This window comes from Pseudomonas fluorescens group sp. PF-69 (genome assembly GCF_054481235.1).
The window spans coordinates 3,167,026-3,187,737 of the sequence record NZ_JBTMNC010000001.1; the positions used below are offsets into that span (position 1 = coordinate 3,167,026).

General features: G+C 60.0%; 19 protein-coding genes and 3 pseudogenes. 13 read left to right on the forward strand and 9 right to left on the reverse strand.

The genetic code is table 11. The features are described 5' to 3' along the window. Positions 1-11: 11 nt before the first annotated feature. From fabA to ACX3YF_RS14735, 4 genes and pseudogenes are all read right to left on the reverse strand, one after another. Positions 12-527: a 3-hydroxyacyl-[acyl-carrier-protein] dehydratase FabA gene (gene fabA, locus ACX3YF_RS14720; protein WP_047532222.1), complete on the reverse strand. Its 516-nt coding sequence runs from the start codon at positions 525-527 to the stop codon at positions 12-14. A 247-nt stretch (positions 528-774) separates the two neighbouring features. Beyond that, the gene (locus tag ACX3YF_RS14725; RefSeq protein ID WP_458973877.1) at positions 775-2,676 is read right to left on the reverse strand and encodes an ATP-binding protein; all 1,902 of its coding nucleotides are present in this window, start codon (positions 2,674-2,676) and stop codon (positions 775-777) included. Next, entirely contained in the window at positions 2,673-3,605 is a 933-nt protein-coding gene (locus tag ACX3YF_RS14730) for an ABC transporter substrate-binding protein (protein WP_130209502.1), read from the reverse strand. The genes ACX3YF_RS14725 and ACX3YF_RS14730 overlap by 4 nt, the downstream gene beginning before the upstream one ends. Positions 3,606-3,647: 42 nt before the next feature. Further along, positions 3,648-3,868 (reverse strand): annotated as a pseudogene (locus ACX3YF_RS14735) (TonB-dependent receptor); the annotation flags it as partial. 243 nt (positions 3,869-4,111) lie between these two features. Here ACX3YF_RS14735 and ACX3YF_RS14740 point away from each other — a divergent pair. The 10 genes and pseudogenes from ACX3YF_RS14740 to ACX3YF_RS14785 all read left to right on the forward strand — a co-directional run bounded on the left by ACX3YF_RS14740 (position 4,112) and on the right by ACX3YF_RS14785 (position 12,304). After that, positions 4,112-5,137, forward strand: a complete 1,026-nt coding sequence (locus tag ACX3YF_RS14740) for an NAD(P)H-dependent glycerol-3-phosphate dehydrogenase (RefSeq protein WP_458973878.1) — start codon at positions 4,112-4,114, stop codon at positions 5,135-5,137. Between the two features lie 30 nt (positions 5,138-5,167). Next, positions 5,168-5,515: a DUF4389 domain-containing protein gene (locus tag ACX3YF_RS14745; protein ID WP_458973879.1), complete on the forward strand. Its 348-nt coding sequence runs from the start codon at positions 5,168-5,170 to the stop codon at positions 5,513-5,515. After that, on the forward strand, positions 5,512-5,967 hold the full coding sequence (gene sixA, locus ACX3YF_RS14750; protein ID WP_130209506.1) for a phosphohistidine phosphatase SixA: 456 nt from the start codon (positions 5,512-5,514) through the stop codon (positions 5,965-5,967). Before ACX3YF_RS14745 ends, sixA begins: the two co-directional genes overlap by 4 nt. Before the next feature lie 126 nt (positions 5,968-6,093). Then, the gene (locus ACX3YF_RS14755) at positions 6,094-7,761 is read left to right on the forward strand and encodes an AMP-binding protein (RefSeq protein ID WP_458973880.1); all 1,668 of its coding nucleotides are present in this window, start codon (positions 6,094-6,096) and stop codon (positions 7,759-7,761) included. 32 nt (positions 7,762-7,793) lie between these two features. Beyond that, positions 7,794-8,237 carry a hotdog fold thioesterase gene (locus ACX3YF_RS14760; protein ID WP_047532207.1) on the forward strand — a complete coding sequence of 148 codons (444 nt, stop codon included), beginning with the start codon at positions 7,794-7,796 and terminating at the stop codon, positions 8,235-8,237. 225 nt (positions 8,238-8,462) lie between these two features. Continuing rightward, on the forward strand, positions 8,463-9,269 hold the full coding sequence (locus tag ACX3YF_RS14765; RefSeq protein ID WP_458973881.1) for an alpha/beta fold hydrolase: 807 nt from the start codon (positions 8,463-8,465) through the stop codon (positions 9,267-9,269). Continuing rightward, positions 9,266-10,120 (forward strand): alpha/beta hydrolase, encoded by an 855-nt coding sequence (locus ACX3YF_RS14770; protein WP_130209514.1) that lies wholly within the window; start codon positions 9,266-9,268, stop codon positions 10,118-10,120. Before ACX3YF_RS14765 ends, ACX3YF_RS14770 begins: the two co-directional genes overlap by 4 nt. A 50-nt stretch (positions 10,121-10,170) precedes the next feature. Beyond that, positions 10,171-10,323 (forward strand): annotated as a pseudogene (locus ACX3YF_RS14775) (thioredoxin domain-containing protein); the annotation flags it as partial. A gap of 53 nt (positions 10,324-10,376) precedes the next feature. Next, positions 10,377-11,183 carry a DUF4892 domain-containing protein gene (locus ACX3YF_RS14780; protein WP_130209516.1) on the forward strand — a complete coding sequence of 269 codons (807 nt, stop codon included), beginning with the start codon at positions 10,377-10,379 and terminating at the stop codon, positions 11,181-11,183. 68 nt (positions 11,184-11,251) lie between these two features. After that, complete coding sequence (locus ACX3YF_RS14785; RefSeq protein WP_130209518.1) at positions 11,252-12,304, forward strand: AI-2E family transporter; 1,053 nt, start codon at positions 11,252-11,254, stop codon at positions 12,302-12,304. Between the two features lie 131 nt (positions 12,305-12,435). On the opposite strand, the gene ACX3YF_RS14790 is transcribed toward ACX3YF_RS14785, so the two are convergent. Beyond that, a complete protein-coding gene (locus ACX3YF_RS14790; RefSeq protein ID WP_130209520.1) occupies positions 12,436-13,767 on the reverse strand; it encodes a putative porin in 1,332 nt (443 codons plus the stop codon). 283 nt (positions 13,768-14,050) lie between these two features. Here ACX3YF_RS14790 and ACX3YF_RS14795 point away from each other — a divergent pair, with 283 nt between their 5' ends. Beyond that, a complete protein-coding gene (locus ACX3YF_RS14795; protein ID WP_458973882.1) occupies positions 14,051-15,175 on the forward strand; it encodes a GNAT family N-acetyltransferase in 1,125 nt (374 codons plus the stop codon). A gap of 56 nt (positions 15,176-15,231) precedes the next feature. Here the strand turns inward: ACX3YF_RS14795 and ACX3YF_RS14800 are convergent, their stop codons facing one another. The 4 genes and pseudogenes from ACX3YF_RS14800 to ACX3YF_RS14815 all read right to left on the reverse strand — a co-directional run bounded on the left by ACX3YF_RS14800 (position 15,232) and on the right by ACX3YF_RS14815 (position 19,462). Then, positions 15,232-17,064: an ABC transporter ATP-binding protein gene (locus tag ACX3YF_RS14800; protein WP_130209524.1), complete on the reverse strand. Its 1,833-nt coding sequence runs from the start codon at positions 17,062-17,064 to the stop codon at positions 15,232-15,234. Positions 17,065-17,157: 93 nt separating this feature from the next. Beyond that, the gene (locus ACX3YF_RS14805; RefSeq protein WP_090464300.1) at positions 17,158-17,715 is read right to left on the reverse strand and encodes a peptidylprolyl isomerase; all 558 of its coding nucleotides are present in this window, start codon (positions 17,713-17,715) and stop codon (positions 17,158-17,160) included. 3 nt (positions 17,716-17,718) lie between these two features. After that, positions 17,719-18,524 (reverse strand): annotated as a pseudogene (locus ACX3YF_RS14810) (alpha/beta fold hydrolase). 14 nt (positions 18,525-18,538) lie between these two features. Next, the gene (locus ACX3YF_RS14815) at positions 18,539-19,462 is read right to left on the reverse strand and encodes a LysR family transcriptional regulator (protein WP_130209526.1); all 924 of its coding nucleotides are present in this window, start codon (positions 19,460-19,462) and stop codon (positions 18,539-18,541) included. Positions 19,463-19,511: 49 nt separating this feature from the next. Between ACX3YF_RS14815 and ACX3YF_RS14820 the strand changes: the two genes are divergently transcribed. Both ACX3YF_RS14820 and ACX3YF_RS14825 read left to right on the forward strand, forming a co-directional pair. After that, positions 19,512-19,826, forward strand: a complete 315-nt coding sequence (locus ACX3YF_RS14820; protein ID WP_130209528.1) for a 3-phosphoglycerate kinase — start codon at positions 19,512-19,514, stop codon at positions 19,824-19,826. Positions 19,827-20,041: 215 nt separating this feature from the next. Beyond that, positions 20,042-20,641: an FMN-dependent NADH-azoreductase gene (locus tag ACX3YF_RS14825; protein WP_047532183.1), complete on the forward strand. Its 600-nt coding sequence runs from the start codon at positions 20,042-20,044 to the stop codon at positions 20,639-20,641. Positions 20,642-20,712: the final 71 nt, after the last annotated feature.

Genomic DNA, 20,712 nt, shown 5'->3' on the forward strand with positions numbered 1-20,712 from the left:
GCGGATAACCCTTAGAAGTTGTCAGTGGAGGTGAAAACGCCGACCCGGAGGCCTTCGGCGGTGTAGATCTCGCGACCGTCGACAGTGACCGAACCATCGGCGATGGCCAGGTTCAGCTTGCCCTTGAGCACGCGTTTGATATGGATGTTGTAGGTCACTTTCTTGGCGGTCGGCAGGACCTGGCCGAAGAATTTCACTTCGCCCGAACCCAGGGCGCGACCGCGGCCCGGCAGGCCTTGCCAGCCGAGGAAAAAGCCGACCAGTTGCCACATGGCGTCGAGGCCCAGGCAGCCTGGCATCACCGGATCACCTTCGAAGTGGCAGGCGAAAAACCACAGGTCCGGAGTGATATCCAGCTCGGCGACCAATTCACCTTTGCCGTACTTGCCACCCTCTTCGCTGATCAGGGTGATGCGATCAACCATCAGCATGTTGGGGGCGGGCAGTTGCGCGTTACCTGGGCCGAACAGCTCACCGCGACTGCAGCGCAGCAGGTCTTCCCGGGTAAAGGCTTTTTGTTTGGTCATGCGAGCTCCTCAATAGTCCCATGCGGCAGGTGGGGCAAATCTTCCCGGCCGATCGAAGCGTTCATGCCTCGAGCCGGCAGCCTACTCATAGACTATTGCGTTGTGGTGAAAGTCACAGCACCAAGGACATGAATGTACACTTGTGCACTGAAATTTTTATTCAAGCCCCTTTTCGGGCCTGTTCGGGTGCCTAAGACTGCCGCACTTTCGTGTTTCACGCCAGTCGCAGATGCTTCAAAGGCCTGTACTACTGCACCCAGCGCTGCAGAATTTGCTGAAGATCAACGCGTTTGAAGGGCTTGGCCAGGTAATCGTTCATCCCTGCCGATAAACAGGCTTCCCGGTCGCCCTGCAAGGCATTGGCGGTCAGGGCGATGATCGGCAGGTCGGTACAGCCGGGCAGTTGGCGGATCTGTCGGGTGGCCTCGTAGCCGTCGATGATCGGCAGTCGGCAGTCCATCAGAATCGCTTCGAAGATCAGGCTCTCGGCACTGCGAACAGCCTGCGCGCCATCGACGGCGACGCTGACGGTAAAGCCCAGGCTGCGCAACATGGCTTCGATGACAGTCTGATTGACCGGGTTGTCCTCGACCAGCAACACATTGCGGCCTTCACCATCGCCATTGCCACTCGGCGCGCGTGAAGACAGCACGGGCAGCGGCTGTTGATAGAGCGCCAGCGGGATTTCCAGGGTGAACACCGAGCCTCGACCTTCTTCGCTTTGGGCGCGCAAGGTGCCGCCCATGCGTTCGGCGAGGGTGCGGGCGATCGGCAAGCCCAGGCCGGTGCCGCCGTAACGCCTTGAAATAGAACTGTCGGCCTGCTGGAACGCATTGAACATCAATTCCAGGCTTTCGGGCGAAATGCCGATCCCGCTGTCGCGAACGGTGCAGGTGAACCACAACAATTGGTGATCCAGTGATTGCCACTGGGATTCGATGGTCACCCGGCCCTGCTCGGTGAACTTCAACGCGTTGCCGACCAGGTTGACCAGAATCTGCCGGATGCGCGTCGGGTCGCCCTGAACCTGCAACCCCCGCATGTCTTCGGGGATCTGCAGCTGCAGATCGAGCCCGCGCTGCGCGGCGCTGTGCTGGAACGACTGGGCGCACGCACCGATCAGGTCCGCGAGGTTGAACGGAATATGTTCGAGCTCCAGTTCCGAGCGTTCGATACGCGAGAAATCCAGAATGTCGTTGATGACTTTCAACAGGTGTTCGGTGGATTCCGAGGCCAGTGCCGCGTATTCGACCTGCTCTTCAGTCATGTCAGTGGTTTCCAGCAACTGCAGCATGCCCAGCACGCCATTCATGGGCGTGCGCAGTTCGTGGCTCATCATCGCGAGGAAGTCCGACTTGGCATTGTTGGCCTTTTCCGCTTCTTCGCGGGTCTGGATCAGTTGCGCCATTGCCTGTTGCTGTTTGCGGCTGGCCAGTTCAAGGCCGCTGGCGAGGTTGTTGATGTGTTGCGACAGGGCGCCCAGCTCGGTGTCATCGACGATGGGCAAGGGGGTTTTGAAGTCGCCGTTCTGAATCGCCTTGACCGCATCGCCGATGTCGCGGATCGGTTGCGACAGGCTCCCTGCCAGACGCCGGGCGACCAGGAACGTAAATAACAGCGCGAACAGCGCCAGGATGCCGGCCTTGAGCAGGATTTCCTGCTGGCGTTGACTGAACGCATCACTGGACAGACCGACGATGACCCGGCCCAGATAGTCTTCGGCGGGAGCCGTAGCCGTGCTCTTGCCACTCTGGAAAAAATCATTGTGCAGCGGCACCCGTTGCAGCCGCACCGGTGCCTGGAACACTTCGACCTGATGGGGGCGATTGTGGCTTTCCGACGGTTGTTCGACGTACACCAGAATCCGGTTGGCGCTGTCCTGGATTTCCAGGAAGCGCACATGGGGCGTGGCCAGCGAGGCCTTGAGCAGGCTTTCGAGCACCTCGTTGTTGCCGGAAATCACTCCGTATTCGGTCGCCGGGGCCAGTTGGTTGGCGATCAACTGGCCGGTGTGGTTGAGCTCCTGGCGCAGGTCCTGGATCCGCACGAACGTGAAGAAGCTGATCAACAGCAGTGTCAGCAGCAGGGCAGGGCCGAGGCTGATGAGCTGGGTCCGGGTATTGATGTCCCAGCGACGACGGAAGCTCATGGGTGGCGTTCTCCTTCAGCCAACAGCGCTGCTACAGACGCTTCATTGATCTGTTCAATACCTAGCGAGCGAGCCACCTGTGCGTTGCTTGAAACTTTGAAGCGCGACGGGTAGTACGAGCGTGGCCAACTGGCGGGTGGCTGGTCGAGCAGGTTGTCGAGGGTCGCCAGCCAATCGCTCTGATCACTGTAGGTACTGGCCAGGCTCCCGGCCTTGACGAACCCGGCATTGGGGCCGATCAGCGCCAGTTGCCGGGCATAGCTGCTGAGCAACAGGTTTTTCGCGGTTTTCGGGTTGTACAAGTCGGGATCGTCGAGGCCCAGCAACACATCGCTGTTTTTCAGCAACATTTGCAGTGGACGACTGTCGTGGGTGTTGTCCCAGCGCTCGGTGACCACCTCAAGGCCCAGTGGCAGAGCCGCCTGGCGCAACTCTTTAAGCAGGAATTCACTGTGGTTGTCGTACAGCACGCCAATCCGTTTGACCTGAGGCAGGAGGATTCGGGTCAGGCGCAATTGGCGGCCCGGCGGGGGATCGCTCCAGAGCAGGCTGAGGCGGGGCGCCGGGGTGTCACCCAGACGTTGCTGTGCTTGCAGTCGGCTGATGCGCAGCACCAGCGTCGGTGGGCCTTGGGTATCTTGCAGGCGCCAGTCGAGGCTCGGCAGGTCGAGCAGAATCAAGCGGATATCGCCGTGAAGCTCGCCCGGTGGCGGAAGATCGGCCACTGGTTGAAAGCGCACGTTGTCGCCCGGTCGCAGTTCGCGCAGGGCCTGGCTGAAGGATTGCACGCCGGGGCTGTCTTCAATGCCGGTCAGCAGAATGTCTGCGGCCTGGACCATCAGGCTGTTCAGCCAGCCACTGACCACCAGGCACAACAGGGCCAGCAGGTGGCCGAAGGTGGGCGGCTTGCGGGTCCGGGCAGGCAGCATTTAAAACGCCAGCTCCTTACTGAAGTACATCGCTCGACGTTCGTCGTCGTAGAACAGCTTCATATCCATGGCCAGGCTCCATTCGGCGAAAAACCGTTATAGCCCAGTTCGCGGGAGCGCATGTGTTCTTGATCGAGGTTGCCGGGGCCGCGCGTCTGGACGAAACAGCGGGCGCTGGACCGGCCATAGGCCGCACGGGTCAGGTGGGTGACCCGGGAGCGCCGGTTGACGTGGTTTTCGAACAGGTCCGGCGAGCTGAAGGCGAGCGCCAGTACCTGCGGCGAGCGAGGTGAAGGGGAACCCAGGGGCACAACACTTCCTTGTTAGCGAGTGATGGCGCGCATGTTAACCGAGCTGTACGACTTTTCTACTCACGATGTCAGCGTCTTCCACGGTTTTATCGGACTTTTTTGTACGTGCGCCGCTAATTGACGCGGGGGCTGGCCGCCACTGGGCCGCTCCGTATAATGCCGACATCGCCACTGGTATGGATTAACGGATTGCATATGACTGAACAGCGCCCGATTGCGGTCCTGGGAGGCGGAAGTTTTGGTACCGCCGTGGCTAATCTGCTGGCCGAAAACGGTCATCAGGTCTTGCAGTGGATGCGTGACCCCGAGCAGGCCGAGGCCATCCGGGTCAATCGTGAGAACCCGCGTTACCTCAAAGGCATCAAGATTCTGCCCGGTGTGACACCGGTCACCGATCTGCAAGCCACCCTGGACGCCTGCGACCTGTGTTTCGTCGCGCTGCCGTCCAGCGCATTGCGCTCGGTGCTGGCCCCGCATGCCGAGCGTTTGCGCGGCAAGTTTCTGGTCAGTCTGACCAAAGGCATCGAAGCCCACACTTTCAAACTGATGAGTGAGATCCTCGAGGAAATCGCTCCGCAAGCACGCATCGGCGTGTTGTCCGGGCCGAACCTGGCCCGCGAAGTCGCCGAACACGCACTGACCGCCACCGTGGTCGCCAGTGAAGACGAAGAGCTCTGCCAGCGGGTTCAGGCGGCGTTGCACGGGCGCACCTTTCGCGTATATGCCAGTGCCGATCGTTTCGGTGTGGAGCTGGGCGGGGCGTTGAAAAACGTCTACGCGATCATCGCCGGCATGGCGGTGGCGCTGGGCATGGGAGAAAACACCAAGAGCATGCTGATCACCCGGGCATTGGCGGAAATGACCCGCTTCGCGGTGAATCAGGGTGCCAACCCAATGACGTTCCTGGGCCTGGCGGGCGTCGGCGATTTGATCGTCACCTGTTCATCGCCGAAAAGCCGCAACTATCAGGTCGGCTTCGCCCTCGGCCAGGGTTTGAGCCTGGACGAGGCGGTCAATCGCCTGGGCGAGGTCGCTGAAGGCGTCAACACCCTGAAAGTGCTCAAGGCCAAGGCTCAGGAGGTCGGCGTGTATATGCCGCTGGTCGCCGGGCTGCATGCGATCCTGTTCGAAGGGCGCACGCTGGAGCAGGTGATTGAGCTGCTGATGCGCGCCGAGCCGAAGACGGACGTCGATTTCATTTTCACCAGTGGCTTCAACTAAGCCCTCTATGTAACAGGAACGGAGCGAGACATGAGCGATCAAAAAGTACAAGCCAAATACGAGTCCATCCTGTTGCGGGTGTTGTGGATGGTCGTCTTCGTACTGGTCTGGCAAGTGGCGCAGTTCATCCTTGGCGCGGTGGTGCTGGTGCAGTTGATCTATCGTTTGATTTACGGCGCCCCGAACGCAACCCTGATGAATTTCGGCGACAGCCTGAGCCAGTTTCTGGCGCAGATCGGTCGTTTCGGCAGTTTTCACAGCGATCAGAAACCCTGGCCGTTCGCTGACTGGCCAACACCGCGTACGCCGGAAGGTGAAGCGCCACACGCCGTGCCGCCAGCCTCGCATCCGGCTCGAGATGAGGAACCCAAGCTATGAAACTCTGGGTATTGCGTCATGGTGAGGCTGAACCTCACGGCTCCAAATCCCATGATTCGGAGCGGGCACTGACCGCTCACGGTCGTGAAGAAGTCCTGCGCAGCGCTGCGTTGTTGATCGGCCAGCCGCTCACCGCTATCTATGCCAGCCCTTACCTGCGAGCGCAGGAAACCGCACAGCTTGTACGCGAGGCACTGGCTTTCGAACCGGAGATCCGTACCGTCGAGTGGCTGACGCCGGAAACCGATCCGGACAAGGTGGCCGAACAACTGGTGTCGGTGAGCAATGTCCTGCTGGTCAGCCACAACCCGCTGGTGGGTCACTTGCTGAGCTACCTGCAACATGGCGCCGGGTATCCGCCGGAGAAGGTCGGCACTGCCGGACTGGCTGAAATCAGCGGTGATGAGTTGCTGATCGGGTCGATGAAGCTCGCAGGAATCAAGCATCCGTAATGGCGTTGCTTTGCTTTATAGGCGCAGGGCTTCGACCCAGCATGAAAAATTTTGTATGAAATAGCTAACCAAGCACTTGCTTGGTTAGCTACGCTTGCTCCAGAACAAAAATAAGGAGCGAGTCGCATGTCTGCTGCTTTTCGTTTGCCCCTGGATGTCTTCTACGAGCGTGAGGCCCGTCATCCCCGACAGCGCTTTCTGGTTCAACCCATCGGCGGCGGACAGGTCGAGACACTGACGTGGGCCGACGTCGGCCATCAGGCCCGCTGCGCCGCCCATTGGTTGCGTGCGCGGGAACTGCCCCAGGGCAGTCACATCGCGCTTATTTCGAAAAACTGCGCCCACTGGATCATTGCCGACCTGGCAATCTGGATGGCCGGCCACGTTTCCGTGCCGCTGTACCCCAACCTCACCGCCGAGTCCGTGGCCCAGGTGCTCGATCATTCGGAAGCGGCACTGGCCTTTATCGGCAAACTGGACGACTGGCCGGGCATGTCCCGCGGGGTCCGCGAAGATTTGCCGACGATCAGCCTGCCGTTGCATCCACCGGGCACCTTCGATTTCAGCTGGGCCGATCTGCAGCGCAGTTCGCCGATCCAGGACGACCCCAAACCCGCCGCCGATCAACTCGCGACCATCATTTACACCTCCGGCACCACCGGCATGCCCAAAGGCGTGATGCACAGTTTCGCCAACCTGGGATTTGCCACCACCCGGGGCACCCAATTATTCGGCCTCAATGAGTCGGACCGCTTGTTGTCCTACCTGCCGTTGTGTCATGTCGCTGAACGGATGTTCGTCGAACTGGCATCGATTTACACCGGTCAGACAGTGTTCTTCGCTGAAAGCCTCGACACCTTTCTCGACGACCTGCGTCGCGCACGGCCGACCGCGTTGTTCGGCGTGCCGCGAATCTGGACCAAATTCCAGATGGGCGTCTACAGCAAGATTCCGGCAAAACGCCTGGATTTTCTGCTCGGCCTGCCGATCGTCGGCAAACGAGTCGGGCACAAGGTCCTCGCCGGCCTGGGGCTGGATGCCTTGCGCGTGGCCCTCTCCGGCGCGGCGCCAGTGCCTCAGGCCTTGCTGTCGTGGTACCGCAAGCTCGGGCTGGATGTGCTCGAGGTCTATGGCATGACCGAGAGCTGCGGTTACTCGCACATTGGCCTGCCGGGTCAGAACAAACCGGGCTGGATCGGCAAGCCCTGTCCGGAGGTCGAGGTGCGCATCGACGATTCGGGCGAGGTCCTGGTCCGTAGCGGCGCGACCATGCTCGGCTATTTCAAGGAGCCGCAGAAAACCGCCGACACCATCACCGAGGATGGCTTCCTGCGCACCGGCGACAAGGGCGAGCAAGACGCCGAAGGCAACCTGCGCCTGACCGGGCGCCTGAAGGAAATTTTCAAGACCAGCAAAGGCAAATACGTGGCCCCGGCCCCCATCGAAAATCGTCTGGCGGTGCATTCGCGCATTGAGCAGGTGTGTGTAGTCGGCGATGGCCTGATTGCGCCACTGGGGTTGTGCGTACTGTCGGCGGTCGGGCAGCAGGATGCGGGCGGCGCGGCGCGCGCCGGCCTGCACTCAAGCCTGGAACAGCTTTTGGATGAGGTCAATGGCGCCCTCGACAAGCACGAACGCTTGCGGCGTCTGGTGGTGGTCAAGGATAGCTGGGCGGTGGAAAACGGCTTCCTCACGCCAACCTTGAAAATCAAGCGCAACGTGATCGAAGCAGCTTATGGCGCCCGTTTCGAGGAATGGAGCGAGCGCAGCGAGGCAGTGCTGTGGCAGGATTGAGTCACGAACAAAACCAACAAAGGAAGTCAGCGATGAGTTTGTGGCGCACCACTCCCAACATCGAGCAATTGAACGCCATCCAGAAAAACACCATTGGCGAAGTGCTGGATATCCGCTTCGAAGCCTTTGATGACGAGTCCCTGACCGCGAGCATGGTCATCGATCATCGCACCCATCAGCCTTACGGTCTTTTGCACGGTGGCGCTTCGGTGGTGCTGGCCGAGACGGTCGGCTCCATGGCCAGTTACCTGTGTATCGATGCCAGCAAGTTTTACTGCGTGGGCCTGGAAATCAATGCCAACCATCTGCGTGGCCTGCGCAGCGGGCGGGTGACAGCGGTGGCCAAGGCGATTCACATCGGCCGTACGACCCATGTCTGGGACATTCGGCTGACCAGCGATGAGGGCAAGGCCAGTTGTGTGTCGCGGTTGACCATGGCTGTGGTGCCGCTGGGGCAAAATCCGCCGGCGCGTTGATCCATGTGTTGTGGCGAGGGAGCGTGCTCCCGTCGGGTCGCGAAGCGGCCCCAACCACATTCACCCGGGACATCTGCCCATGACCGCTACTATGCAGCCGAACGCGAGCAAGCCAGGGCTTCATGGGTTTGACCGGACTGTCATCATTCCTGTCAGTTACGGTCATTGCTGCATGGCGCGGACTTACGGACAATCGAGCTCTGTTTTCGTTGATGGATCGTCGGTATGTCGCAGCAGATATTTTTCGCCCACGCCAACGGGTTTCCTTCGGGGACCTATGGCAAGTTGTTCGCGGCGCTGGCGCCCGAGTATCAGGTGACGCATCTGGAGCAGCACGCCCATGACCCGCGTTTCCCGGCGGATGACAATTGGTACAACCTGGTGGACGAATTGATCCATCATCTGGAGCAGCAGCCCGAACCGGTGTGGGGCGTCGGCCACTCCTTTGGCGGCGTACTGCATCAGCACGCGGCGTTGCGCTGCCCTCATCTCTATCGTGGCGTGGTGATGCTCGATTCGCCGGTGCTGACCCGTACCGACCAGTGGGTTATCCGGGCCGCCAAGCGCTTCGGTTTCATCGATCGCCTGACCCCGGCCGGTCGCACCCTGGGACGGCGTGAAGAGTTCGCCGATCTGGAAAGCGCCCGGCTCTATTTCGCCGGCAAGACCCTTTTTCGCGGCTTCGATCCGGACTGCTTCGACGCCTATCTGCAACATGGTTTGCACAAGGTGGGCGACAAGCTGCGCCTGCGCTTCGACCCGGCCACGGAAATCAGTATCTACCGTGGCGTTCCCCACACCAGCCCCGGCCGAACACGGCAATTGAAAGTGCCGCTGGCGGTGGTTCGCGGGCGCAGCAGTCGGGTTGTGATGCGTCATCACGCCAGCTCGGTCGGGCGCATGCCATTGGGCGAATCCTTGACCGTGCCCGGTGGCCACATGTTTCCTCTGGAACGTCCGCAAGACACCGCGATGCTGCTGAAAAACCTGTTCAGCCGCTGGGACCGTCGCCGCCAACAGGATTGCGCATGAGCCATGTCGTCGAAGAAGTCCGCCTGACCCTGCCGCACATCGAGCTGGCGGCGCACCTGTTCGGTCCCGAGGACGGCTTGCCGGTAATCGCCCTGCACGGTTGGCTGGACAACGCCAACAGCTTCGCGCGCCTGGCGCCCAGGCTCAAAGGTTTGCGCATCATCGCGCTGGACATGGCCGGGCACGGTCATTCCGGGCATCGACCGGCGGGGGCCGGTTATGCGATGTGGGACTACGCCCACGATGTGCTGCAAGTCGCCGAACAGCTTGGACTTAACCGGTTTGCGCTGTTGGGGCATTCGATGGGCGCGATCGCTTCCTTGATCATCGCCGGAGCGCTGCCGGAGCGCGTGACTCATCTGGCATTGATCGACGGTGTCATTCCCCCTACAGACAAAGGCGAAAATGCCGCCGAGCGCATGGGCATGGCCCTGCAAGCGCAACTGGATCTGCGAGACAAACGCAAACCGGTTTACGCCACCCTCGATCGGGCCATCGAGGCGCGAATGAAGGGACTGGTAGCGGTCAGCCGCGAAGCCGCCGAACTGCTGGCGCAACGAGGGCTCATGCCCGTGCCGGGAGGTTACACCTGGCGCACGGACAACCGCCTCACGCTGCCATCGCCGCTTCGTCTCACTACCGAGCAGGCCATGGCCTTCGTTCAGCGGGTCAGTTGTCCCGCCAAGCTGGTGGTTGCCGCCGATGGCATGCTCGCCAAACATCCTGAGCTGCTGGAGCGGCTACCCTTTAGCCGTGAACAGCTGCCAGGCGGCCACCATTTGCACCTGAATGACGAGTCCGGTGCCGATCTTGTCGCAGACTGTTTCAATCGGTTCTTCGCCGTTCCTTGACTTGCACCGGGCAACTGTCGAGGCTGGGCGGGTTGAAATGGGAGACAACCATGATAGAACTCTACACCGCTGCGACCCCGAATGGCCACAAGGTCTCTATCGTGCTCGAGGAACCCGACCTGCCCCGCACAGTGCAAGCGTCGAGTTTCAGCAAGGACAAGAAGGAACATAAGTCTGCACACTTTCTCAAGATCAATCCCCATGACGCCAGTGTCGTCAAGGGCGCCCAGGCCATGCTGATCCGATGAGCCTATCGATGCGTTCCCTCAACCTGCTGGCGCTTTGCTGTTTCAGTCCTCTGTTGTTTGCCGCCGATGTTCCAGGCAGTCAGGACCTGCCGATTCTGCCGCGCATGACCGATGCGCAGATCGTCGACTATCGCCCCGCAGCCGAACTCGAGCGGGTCTATCCGCTGGGTTCGATACGCAAGATCAGCGGTCAGTTGCGTTTTGACGGTCAGGTCAGCGCCCGTGGTAACGCCACGTCGGTGACCTACGAGTTGCCACCGGAACACTCGGCGACACAAGCCTTTACCGACGCCCGCGAAGCCTTGCAGAAGCAGGGCGCCCAGTTGCTGTTCTGGTGCCAGGCCCGTGATTGCGGCGAGAGCAGCCTGTGGGCCAACGAAGTGTTCGGCAACGCCAAACTCTATGGCTCCGATAACGAACAGGCGTATTTGCTGCTGCGACTGGCGGCTCCGAAGGACAATACCCTGGTGGCGCTGTACAGCATCACGCGGGGCAATCGCAAAGCCTATCTGCACGTCGAGCAGTTTGACGCTGCGGGGCCGCTGGGCGATTTGCTGCCGACATCCGCCACCTTGCTGCGCGAACTCAAGAGCACCGGCGAACTTGATTTCCCCAAACTGACAGACGCGCCCGACGAGACCTGGCTGCGTTTGATCTCTCGTGGCCTGAATCTGGACACCACCCTGCGGATCAGTCTTTCCGGGCCGAAAGCCGAAGCATGGCGTCAGGCGCTGATCGAGCAGGGCGTACGTGCGGCACGGATGGAAGCCGGCAGTGTCGAAGGCTCTGGCCTGCACGTCGAACTACTGCGGTAGGCTTGATCGGGTGAGCGTGTTCTGCGCGTTCGCCTATTCTTTTGCAGACTGACTTTTTAGAGATTCAGATGATCAATAACGACCGACTGTTGGTGCAGATCCTGCTCCTGGTGCTGTTTGGCGCAAGTTTCTGGGTAATGGCGCCGTTCTGGTCGGCGTTGTTCTGGGGCGCGGTGCTGGCATTTGCCAGTTGGCCCCTGATGCGTTTGCTGACTCGCTGGCTCAACGGCCGCGAGTCCCTGGCAGCAGCCATATTGACCGTCGGCTGGATGTTGCTGGTGGCGGTGCCGTTGGTGTGGCTGGGGTTCAACCTGGCGGACCACGTGCGTGATGCCGTGGCATTCATCAAGGACGTGCAGGTCGATGGCTTGCCTGAAGCCCCCGCCTGGCTCGGCAGCGTGCCCTTGGTGGGCACGCGACTGGTCGGAGTCTGGAACAGTATCGATCAGCAGGGCGCGGCGATGATGGTGTCGCTCAAGCCTTATTTCGGGCAGGTCGGAAACTGGCTGTTGGCGCGTAGCGCGCAGATCGGCAGCGGCATCCTCGAGCTGACCTTGAGCATTGTCTTCGTGTTCTTTTTCTATCGGGATGGGCCACGATTGGCGGCGTTTGTCCATGGCTTGCTGGAGCGCCTGATCGGCAAGCGGGCGGGGTATTACATCGAACTGGTGGCGGGTACGGTGCAGCGGGTAGTGAACGGGGTGATCGGGACGGCAGCGGCCCAGGCGGTTCTGGCGCTGATCGGGTTCCTGATTGCCGGCGTACCCGGGGCTCTGGTGCTCGGTATCGTGACCTTCCTGCTCAGCCTGATTCCCATGGGCCCGCCGCTGGTGTGGATTCCGGCCACGGCCTGGCTGGCCTGGAAAGGCGAGTACGGGATGGCGGTGTTCCTGGGCATCTGGGGCACATTCATCATCAGCGGCGTGGACAACGTGCTCAAGCCGTACCTGATCAGCCGAGGCGGCAATCTGCCGTTGGTGATTGTATTGCTGGGGGTGTTTGGCGGGCTGATAGCCTTCGGCTTCATCGGCCTGTTCATTGGCCCTACGTTGCTCGCGGTGGCGTACAGCTTGCTGACCGACTGGAGCAAAAGCCACTCGCGGGTCGAGGATCGTCGCTGATTCGATAGGGATGGCGGGGGAGGAGAACACAGACTCGCGTTGGTCCATCGGACGGATGATGGGGACCGACAAACCAACGCCAGGCTGTAAAGGCGGCTCGGACTTCCTTGCCCGGGTCGTAAGGCGGGGAATCAGAACTTGGCTTCGGCATCCAGTTGCAGGGTGTTGATGTCCGAATCTTTCTTGTTGATGCTGGCGTTGGTGTAGTCGGAGTTCGCCATGTAGTAAGTAGCGCCGACGTTGAAGTTCTTGTCCAACTCGTAGCTCACTTTCAACTTGCTGCCACGCGAACCGGTGTAGCCGTTGGCGAAGTCAGAGTCGGTGAAGGCACCAACCACAGCGTTACGCTGTACGTCGCGGTAGTTGTAGTCGATAGCGAAGCCGTAGACCTTGGTCTTGACGCCGGCCAACCAGCCAGTGTCCTGGCTGTTGCTGGCTTCGGTGTTGTTCACGTATTGACCGTAAACCGACAGCGGCACTGGCAGACCGCTGACGTCCAACTGACCAAAGCCTTCGTACAGTTTGAATTCTTCACGCGGGCTGTTGCCGTTGACGGCCAACGCGCACGGCGAAGTGACGGAGCCAGTGCCAGGGCAGGCGCTGCTATCAGCGTTGTCGTAGGCGTAGATACTGCCGCCCAAGGTCATTTTCAGGTTATCGGTCAAAGCGAAGCGACCGCCCAACTGACCGGCGTACAGACGCAGGTCGTGTTTGAACTGCACGCCCTCGCCGTCGACGTTGTCCTTGAGGGTGTAGTGACCGGCGCTGCCGAACAACTCGGTGCTGCCGCTCAGCGGGTATTTGTAAGACAGCGACAGACCTTCCGGGCTGATGTCGTTATCCCAGATGATGTCGCCCATGCTTACCCATTGCTGTGGCATCTTGCCGCCGACCAGGTGCAGGTTCTTGATCGCATCCGGGTGGTAGTCGACGTAACCCTGGTCCAGCCAGATCTGCTTCTTGTCGAAGTAGTTGTCCAGACTCTGGTTGGTGGAACGTGCGTCATCGTTGCTGCCGGTGGCAATACGAATACCGGTGTCGACTTGCGGGTTGATTTCGCTGTAGGCACCCAGGCGGGCACGAATGCGTTGACGGTTCTGGTCCTTGTTGTTCGATACGCCGTCGTTTTGAACGGTTTCCTGACGGAAGCGCACGTCACCCTTGAACTGAGTCTTGGCAGCCCAGGCCATTTTCTGATCGAAGGTGCTCAGTTCGTTGGTTTTCTTGGCGGTCGCCGCGATTTGTTCGTTGGTTTCCTGTTGAGCCTGGCGGGCGATCTGCTGTTCCTTCTGATCCCTGGCCAACTCTGCTTGCAGTTCGTTGTACTGCGTGTTGGTAATCGAACCGTTAGCCTTGAGCATGTCGAGCAGTTTGGCGTCGACTGCGGCGCTGGCTGGAACACTCATGGCCAGCAGCAAGCCACCACACAGGGCCGCCGCAGTTTTCGTGGAAGCAACACGCATATCAATCTCCGAAGATGAGAGTGGATGGCTGAACCATCCAGGGCACAACCGACCATTGATGGACGGAAAACAGGGCCGGGCTATTCCCCGGCGTTCTAAAAACAGGCGCCAGTATCGCGATGGTTTATGACAGTGAGGTGGCAATGCGATGGCAAGTCGATGACGATACAAAACCGTCCTGAACTATTGAGATAGAGCGCTGTCGTCGATTTGATCGTGTGCAAAGGATGGCGATCGGCGATACTCGGCAGGCCTTTTACGCCATGAACGAGTGAGGATGGTGATGCCGTTGCAACGCCTGCAAAGTCTGTCCGAAATCGCTGCGCAAACGTGGGACGCCCTGGTGCCCGAGACGCAGCCGTTTTTGCGCCATGCATTCTTGAGCGCACTGGAGGACAGTGGCAGCGTCGGCCCCCATTCCGGCTGGCAACCCGAACATTTGCTGCACGTCGAAGGTGATCAATTGATCGCCGCCTTGCCGAGCTACCGCAAATGGCATTCCTATGGTGAGTATGTGTTCGATCACGCCTGGGCCGATGCCTGTGAACGCGCCGGTATCGATTACTACCCCAAGCTGTTGACCGCTGTGCCGTTCAGTCCAGTCAGTGGTCCGCGCTTGCTGGCGGCCAGGGTGGAGGATGGCTTCGAACTGCTCAAAAGCCTGCCGGGTTATCTGGAGATCGAACAGCTTTCCAGCGCTCATATCAATTTCACCGATCCGTTCACCGACGCGGCACTGGCCGAACAGCCAGGCTGGTTGCAGCGCATCGGCTGTCAGTACCACTGGCAGAACCGCGGTTATCGGGATTTCCAGGACTTCCTCGAAGCCCTCAGCTCACGTAAACGCAAACAAATGCGCAAGGAGCGCGAGCAAGTGGCAGGGCAGGGCTTTGATTTCGAATGGCTTGAAGGACGGCAACTGACAGAAGCGCAGTGGGATTTTGTCTACGCTTGCTACGCCAATACTTACGCGGTGCGCAGGCAAAGGCCTTATCTGACGCGGGAGTTTTTCAGTCTGCTGGCCGAGCGCATGCCGCAATCGATTCGCGTGGTGTTTGCCAGGCAAGGCTCTCGGCCGGTCGCCATGGCGTTCAGCCTGGTGGGGGGCGATAGTTTCTATGGTCGTTACTGGGGGTGCCTGGCCGAATTCGATCGGCTGCATTTCGAGACCTGTTTTTATCAGGGCATGGATTATGCGATTGCCAGCGGTTTTCAACGCTTCGACGCGGGTGCCCAGGGCGAGCACAAGTTGATTCGTGGGTTCGAACCGGTGATCACCCACTCCTGGCATTATCTGCGCCATCCGGGGTTGAAAGCAGCAGTCAAAGACTTCCTGCAGCAGGAGAGGCTGGGTGTGCTGGCGTATGCCGAGGAGGCGCGGACGGCTTTGCCTTATCGGCAGGCCTGATGTTCACCACAAAACGGTGGACACAAGCTCCCACCGTTTTGTAGTGCCGCCGAGAGTCAATCGATTCCGACGAACCCACCGGTCTGATGCTGCCACAGCCGCGCATACAAACCGCCCAGGGCCAGCAGTTCAGCATGGCTGCCGGTTTCGGCAATCTTGCCATTCTCCAGTACCACCAACCGGTCCATGCGGGCGATGGTCGAGAGCCGGTGCGCGATGGCGATCACGGTTTTGCCCTGCATCAGGGTTTCCAGGCTTTCCTGGATTGCGGCTTCGACCTCCGAATCCAGGGCTGAAGTGGCCTCGTCCATGATCAGGATCGGCGCGTCCTTGAGCAGCACGCGGGCGATGGCGATACGCTGGCGCTGACCGCCCGAGAGTTTGACCCCGCGTTCACCGACATGGGCATCGAAACCGGTGCGGCCTTCGGCGTCCGAGAGCGTGGGAATGAAACCGTCGGCGCGCGCCTTGTGTACCGCCTCCCAGAGTTCGGCGTCGGTCGCGTCGGGTTTGCCGTAAAGCAGATTGTCGCGGATCGAGCGATGCAGCAGGGACGTGTCCTGGGTGATCATGCCGATGCGCTCGCGCAGGCTTTCCTGGCTGACCTCGGCGATGTTCTGCCCATCGATCAGAATCCTTCCGCCTTCCACGTCGTAGAGGCGCAGCAGCAAGTTGACCAAGGTCGACTTCCCCGCACCGGACGGCCCGATCAGGCCGATTTTTTCGCCGGGCTTGATGTTCAGGTTGAGACCGCCAATGATCCCGCTCCGTTTGCCGTAGTGAAAGTCCACGTTCTCGAAACGCACTTCGCCACGGGCCACGGTCAAGGGTTTGGCCTGGTCGCGGTCGGTCACCGAGACGGGTTGCGAAATACTCTGCAAACCGTCCTGAACCATGCCGATGTTTTCGAAGATCCCGGTGACCACCCACATGATCCAGCCGGACATGTTGACGATGCGGATCACCAGGCCGGTGGCCAGGGCAATGGCGCCCACGGTGATCAGCGATTGCGTCCACAGCCACAGCGCCAGGCCAGTGGTGCCGACGATCAGCAAGCCGTTCATGCTGGTGATGACCACGTCCATGCTGGTCACCACGCGGCCGGCCAGTTGGGCTTTTTCAGTCTGCTCCTTGATTGCCTCGCGGGCGTATTGCTGCTCGAAATGGGTATGGGCGAACAGCTTCAACGTGGTGATGTTGGTGTAGCCATCGACAATGCGCCCCATGAGTTTGGAGCGCGCATCGGAGGACACGACCGAACGCTCCTTGACCCGTGGCACGAAGTAATAGAGGGCGCTGATGAAGGCAACGATCCAGGTCAGCAGCGGGATCATCAGGCGCCAGTCGGCCTCGGCGAACAGCACCAGGGAGCTGATGGCGTAGATCAGCACGTGCCACAACGCATCCACCGCCTGCACGGCTGAATCGCGCAGGGAGTTGCCGGTCTGCATGATGCGTTGGGCGATGCGCCCGGCGAAGTCGTTCTGGAAGAAATTAAGGCTCTGTTTGAGCACATAACTGTGGTTTTGCCAGCGGATCAGGCTGGTCATGCTGGGGCTCAGGGTCTGGTGCACCAGCAAGTCATGCAGGCCGACAAACACCGGGCGCAGGACCAGCGCCACCACGACCATCCAGGTCAGCTCAAGGCTGTGTTCCTTGAAGAAATTGACGTTCGGCGTGCCTTGGGCCAGGTCGATGATGCGGCTCAGGTAGCTGAACAGCGCGACTTCGATCAGCGCGCCAACCAGGCCGACGATCAACAGGGCCGCGAAGCTCGGCCAGACCTGCTTGAGGTAATAGGTATAAAACGGCAGTACCCGATCTGGCGGAGCGGGCGTCGGGGCGTCGCGGAAGACGTCGATCAGTTTTTCAAAACGGCGATAAAGCATGGGTTTTTCACCCGCGAACGGGCTCTCCTTTAAACGGTTTGAGCGTTGCCGGCATGACCGGCAACGGCTCGGACATCCTTGTCCAGCTTAGTCTCAGTCGATGCGCTTGGCCGACTTGATGAACACCGGATCGGCCGGCACGTCTTTCATGCCGCTTTTGGTTGTTGTTTGCGAGTTGACGATGATGTCCACCACGTCCATGCCTTTGACCACTTTGCCGAACACGGCGTAGCCGTCACCGCTGTCGAGGAAATCGTTGTCCTTGACGTTGATGAAGAACTGGCTGGTGGCCGAATCCGGCACCGAGGTGCGGGCCATGGACAGGGTGCCACGAACATTATGCAGGCCGTTCTTCGATTCGTTCTTGATCGGCGCCTTGGTTTCTTTCTGCTGCATTTGCGAAGTGAAACCGCCGCCCTGGACCATGAAGCCCGGAATCACGCGGTGGAAAATCGTGTTGTTGTAGAAGCCACTGTCCACGTAATCAAGGAAGTTCTTGGTACTGATCGGGGCTTTGACCGGGTCCAGTTCGATTTCGATCTGGCCGTTGGTGGTTTCCAGCAGAACATGTGGCGCCTTGGTTGGCGTTGCCGCCATCAGGTTGGCGGCAAACAGAACGGAGCCAGCGACAAGGGCGATTTTTTTCAGCATGGGTCAGTGATCCTGAGGGTGGTGGTATCGACGGCGGCAAGAAACTCGAGCAGCGTCTGGTTGAAGTGTTCGGGCTGGTCCAGCGGGGTGGCGTGACGCGAATCGGCAATCACCACCAGCCGCGCATCGGGCAGCAGTTTTACGTAGTTTTCCTTCAGCGAGACCGGCGTGTAGTCATGGTCGGCGCTGACGATGAGGGTTGGACAGGATACCTTCGACAGTCGTTCCTGAACGCCCCATCCCACAATGGCATCGAAGCTGGCGAGATAAGCATGTTTGTCGTTTTTTGCCCAGCGTTCGGCCATTTTTTGTCGCAGATCCGCCTGCTCGGGCTTGGGGAACAATTTTCCGCCCAGGGCTTTGCCGATGGTGCCGAGGCTGAGGACGCGCATCAGGCTCCAGCGCTTGAACCATTGCCAGTAATCATCGCGGCTGCGCAGTTTGACCTCGGGCGCGCTGTTGACGATGCACAGGCTCTTGAGCAATTGCGGCTGATCCACGCCCAGTTGAAAGCCGATCATGCCACCCATCGAAAGCCCCACATAGTGAGTCGGGCCGAGATTCAGATGCTCGATCAACGCGATCAGATCGGCGCTGAACCCGGCGATGCTGTAGCGCTCGCGGGGTTTGTCCGAGCGACCATGGCCGCGCACGTCCGGGACGATCACCCGGTAACGGGTAGCCAGCGCGGGGATCTGTTTTTCCCAGTCCAGGGTGCTCGAACCCAGGCCGTGGACCAGCAGCAACGGCGTACCGTGGCCATATTCCTCATAGTGCAGGTTGCAACCATCGTGTTCGAAATAGGCCATGCGTGCACTCCGTGTCAGGCTTGTTCAGGGGCGGCGAACGGTGCGTCCAGTGGTGCGGTATCGAAGGTGCGCAGCAGTTCGATGAGAATCTGCGTGGCGGGTCCGAGTGGTTTGTCCTTGTTCGAATACAGGTAAAAATTCGGATTACGGCTGCCACCCTGATCCAAAGGTAGCAGCTTGAGCGTGCCTTCCTTGAGTTCCCGTTCGATCATGTGCCTTGGCAACCAGGCGAAACCCAGGCCACTGCTGACAAACGTCGCGGCGGTGGCCAGGCTGCCGACGGTCCAGCGCTGTTCGGCACCGAGCCAGCCGACATCCCGGGGCTGTTGCCGACCGGAGTCGCGGATCACCACTTGCATATGGCTTTCCAGATCCTGGAAATTCAGTTCGCGATTCAGGCGATGCAACGGGTGTTCGGGGTGGGCGACCGCGACGAATTCGACGTCGCTCAATTCCGTCCCCAAATAACCGGGAATGCTGAACCCGGTAATGGCCAGGTCGGCCACGCCTTCGAGCAACACCTCTTCGACCCCCGACAACACTTCCTCGCGCAAGCGGACCCGGCAGCCACGGCTTTGCGGCATGAACGCGGTCAAGGCGCGGACTAGGCGGGCGCTCGGGTACGCCGCGTCGACCACCAGCCGCACCTCGGCTTCCCAGCCTTGCTCCATGTGGTGGGCCAGGTCTTCCAGCTGGCTGGCTTGTTTCACCAGTTGCCGGGAGCGGCGCAGCAGCACGCCACCGGCCTCGGTCAACACCGCTTTGCGGCCGTCGATGCGCAGCAGTGGCACGCCGAGCTGGTCCTGCATGCGCGCCACGGTATAGCTGACCGATGACTGCGAGCGGTGCAGCGCCTCGGCGGCCTGGGCGAAACCACCGTGATCGACCACGGCCTGCAACGTTCGCCATTGATCAAGGGTCACGCGGGGCGCTTTCATGATGAGCTCCTCTTGTCCTAAGCTGTCAGCCCTTATTGGAGACTGCTGAATGAAAAAATTCTGTTGTGTGGTGCTGGCGATGCTGCCGCTGACCGCGTTTGCTTATCCGATTGATGTCGAAAAGCAGCTGAACGGCTTGAGCATTGACTACAACGCGTATGACACCGATAGCGATATCGCCACCCTTCAGGTGAACAATTACGGCAGCACCGATGCGATCTGTAAGGTGGTTTTCAACAACGGCCCGGAAGCGCCGCGCACCCGCAATATCGAAGTGGCTGCTGGCAAACACAAAAATGCGACTGCCAAATTCAACCGTTCCATCATCAAGATGCGTATCAAGCTCACCTGCACCCCGAAATGACTGTAGGAGCCAGCTTGCTCGCGACAGTGTCGGGGCAGTCGACAGCCTTTTTCACCCGTCGCTGTCGCGAGCAAGCTGGCGCCTGCAACTCATGATTCGCTTATAAACGAATTTATCGATAGTTTATAGCAGTTATTTGCGCTTTTTCATCGATATGGCAATGTTTAACCTTCACGCCATCGACTTACAGCATTCTCAGATGGAGGTTACATCCCATGTCCCGCGTTCTGATCATCGAAAGCAGCGCACGTCAGCAAGACTCGGTTTCCCGTCAACTGACCCAGACCTTCATCAAACAGTGGCAAGCCGCTCACCCGAAGGACGAAATCACCGTTCGTGACCTGGCCGTCAACCCGGTGCCGCATCTGGACATCAACCTGCTGGGTGGCTGGATGAAGCCTGCCGATCAGCGCAGCGACATCGAACAGGTTTCCCTGGAACGCTCCAATCAATTGACCGACGAACTGCTGGCCGCCGATGTGCTGGTGATGGCCGCACCGATGTACAACTTCGCCATCCCGAGCACCCTCAAGGCCTGGCTTGACCATGTGCTGCGTGCCGGCGTGACATTCAAGTACACCGAAACCGGTCCTCAAGGTCTGCTCACCGGCAAGCGCGCTTATGTGTTGACCGCTCGTGGCGGGATCTACGCTGGCAGCGCCGCGGATCACCAGGAACCCTACCTGCGTCAGGTCATGGGCTTCATCGGCATCCACGACGTCACGTTTATCCACGCCGAAGGCATGAACCTGGGGGGTGACTTCCAGGAAAAAGGCTTGAACCAGGCGAACGCCAGGCTTGCTCAAGTGGCCTGACCCTTTAATCGCCAGATAATCGCTGGATGGTCTAGTGACCTGGCGCTACCCCTTCAAGCCTGTACGCGCAT

Bases quoted from the DNA above. Each gene is read 5' to 3' on its own strand.
- fabA (WP_047532222.1), bottom strand. From the start codon at position 527: ATGACCAAACAAAAAGCCTTTACCCGGGAAGACCTGCTGCGCTGCAGT.
- ACX3YF_RS14725 (WP_458973877.1), bottom strand. From the start codon at position 2,676: ATGAGCTTCCGTCGTCGCTGGGACATCAATACCCGGACCCAGCTCATC.
- ACX3YF_RS14730 (WP_130209502.1), bottom strand. From the start codon at position 3,605: ATGCTGCCTGCCCGGACCCGCAAGCCGCCCACCTTCGGCCACCTGCTG.
- ACX3YF_RS14740 (WP_458973878.1), top strand. From the start codon at position 4,112: ATGACTGAACAGCGCCCGATTGCGGTCCTGGGAGGCGGAAGTTTTGGT.
- ACX3YF_RS14745 (WP_458973879.1), top strand. From the start codon at position 5,168: ATGAGCGATCAAAAAGTACAAGCCAAATACGAGTCCATCCTGTTGCGG.
- sixA (WP_130209506.1), top strand. From the start codon at position 5,512: ATGAAACTCTGGGTATTGCGTCATGGTGAGGCTGAACCTCACGGCTCC.
- ACX3YF_RS14755 (WP_458973880.1), top strand. From the start codon at position 6,094: ATGTCTGCTGCTTTTCGTTTGCCCCTGGATGTCTTCTACGAGCGTGAG.
- ACX3YF_RS14760 (WP_047532207.1), top strand. From the start codon at position 7,794: ATGAGTTTGTGGCGCACCACTCCCAACATCGAGCAATTGAACGCCATC.
- ACX3YF_RS14765 (WP_458973881.1), top strand. From the start codon at position 8,463: ATGTCGCAGCAGATATTTTTCGCCCACGCCAACGGGTTTCCTTCGGGG.
- ACX3YF_RS14770 (WP_130209514.1), top strand. From the start codon at position 9,266: ATGAGCCATGTCGTCGAAGAAGTCCGCCTGACCCTGCCGCACATCGAG.
- ACX3YF_RS14780 (WP_130209516.1), top strand. From the start codon at position 10,377: ATGCGTTCCCTCAACCTGCTGGCGCTTTGCTGTTTCAGTCCTCTGTTG.
- ACX3YF_RS14785 (WP_130209518.1), top strand. From the start codon at position 11,252: ATGATCAATAACGACCGACTGTTGGTGCAGATCCTGCTCCTGGTGCTG.
- ACX3YF_RS14790 (WP_130209520.1), bottom strand. From the start codon at position 13,767: ATGCGTGTTGCTTCCACGAAAACTGCGGCGGCCCTGTGTGGTGGCTTG.
- ACX3YF_RS14795 (WP_458973882.1), top strand. From the start codon at position 14,051: ATGCCGTTGCAACGCCTGCAAAGTCTGTCCGAAATCGCTGCGCAAACG.
- ACX3YF_RS14800 (WP_130209524.1), bottom strand. From the start codon at position 17,064: ATGCTTTATCGCCGTTTTGAAAAACTGATCGACGTCTTCCGCGACGCC.
- ACX3YF_RS14805 (WP_090464300.1), bottom strand. From the start codon at position 17,715: ATGCTGAAAAAAATCGCCCTTGTCGCTGGCTCCGTTCTGTTTGCCGCC.
- ACX3YF_RS14815 (WP_130209526.1), bottom strand. From the start codon at position 19,462: ATGAAAGCGCCCCGCGTGACCCTTGATCAATGGCGAACGTTGCAGGCC.
- ACX3YF_RS14820 (WP_130209528.1), top strand. From the start codon at position 19,512: ATGAAAAAATTCTGTTGTGTGGTGCTGGCGATGCTGCCGCTGACCGCG.
- ACX3YF_RS14825 (WP_047532183.1), top strand. From the start codon at position 20,042: ATGTCCCGCGTTCTGATCATCGAAAGCAGCGCACGTCAGCAAGACTCG.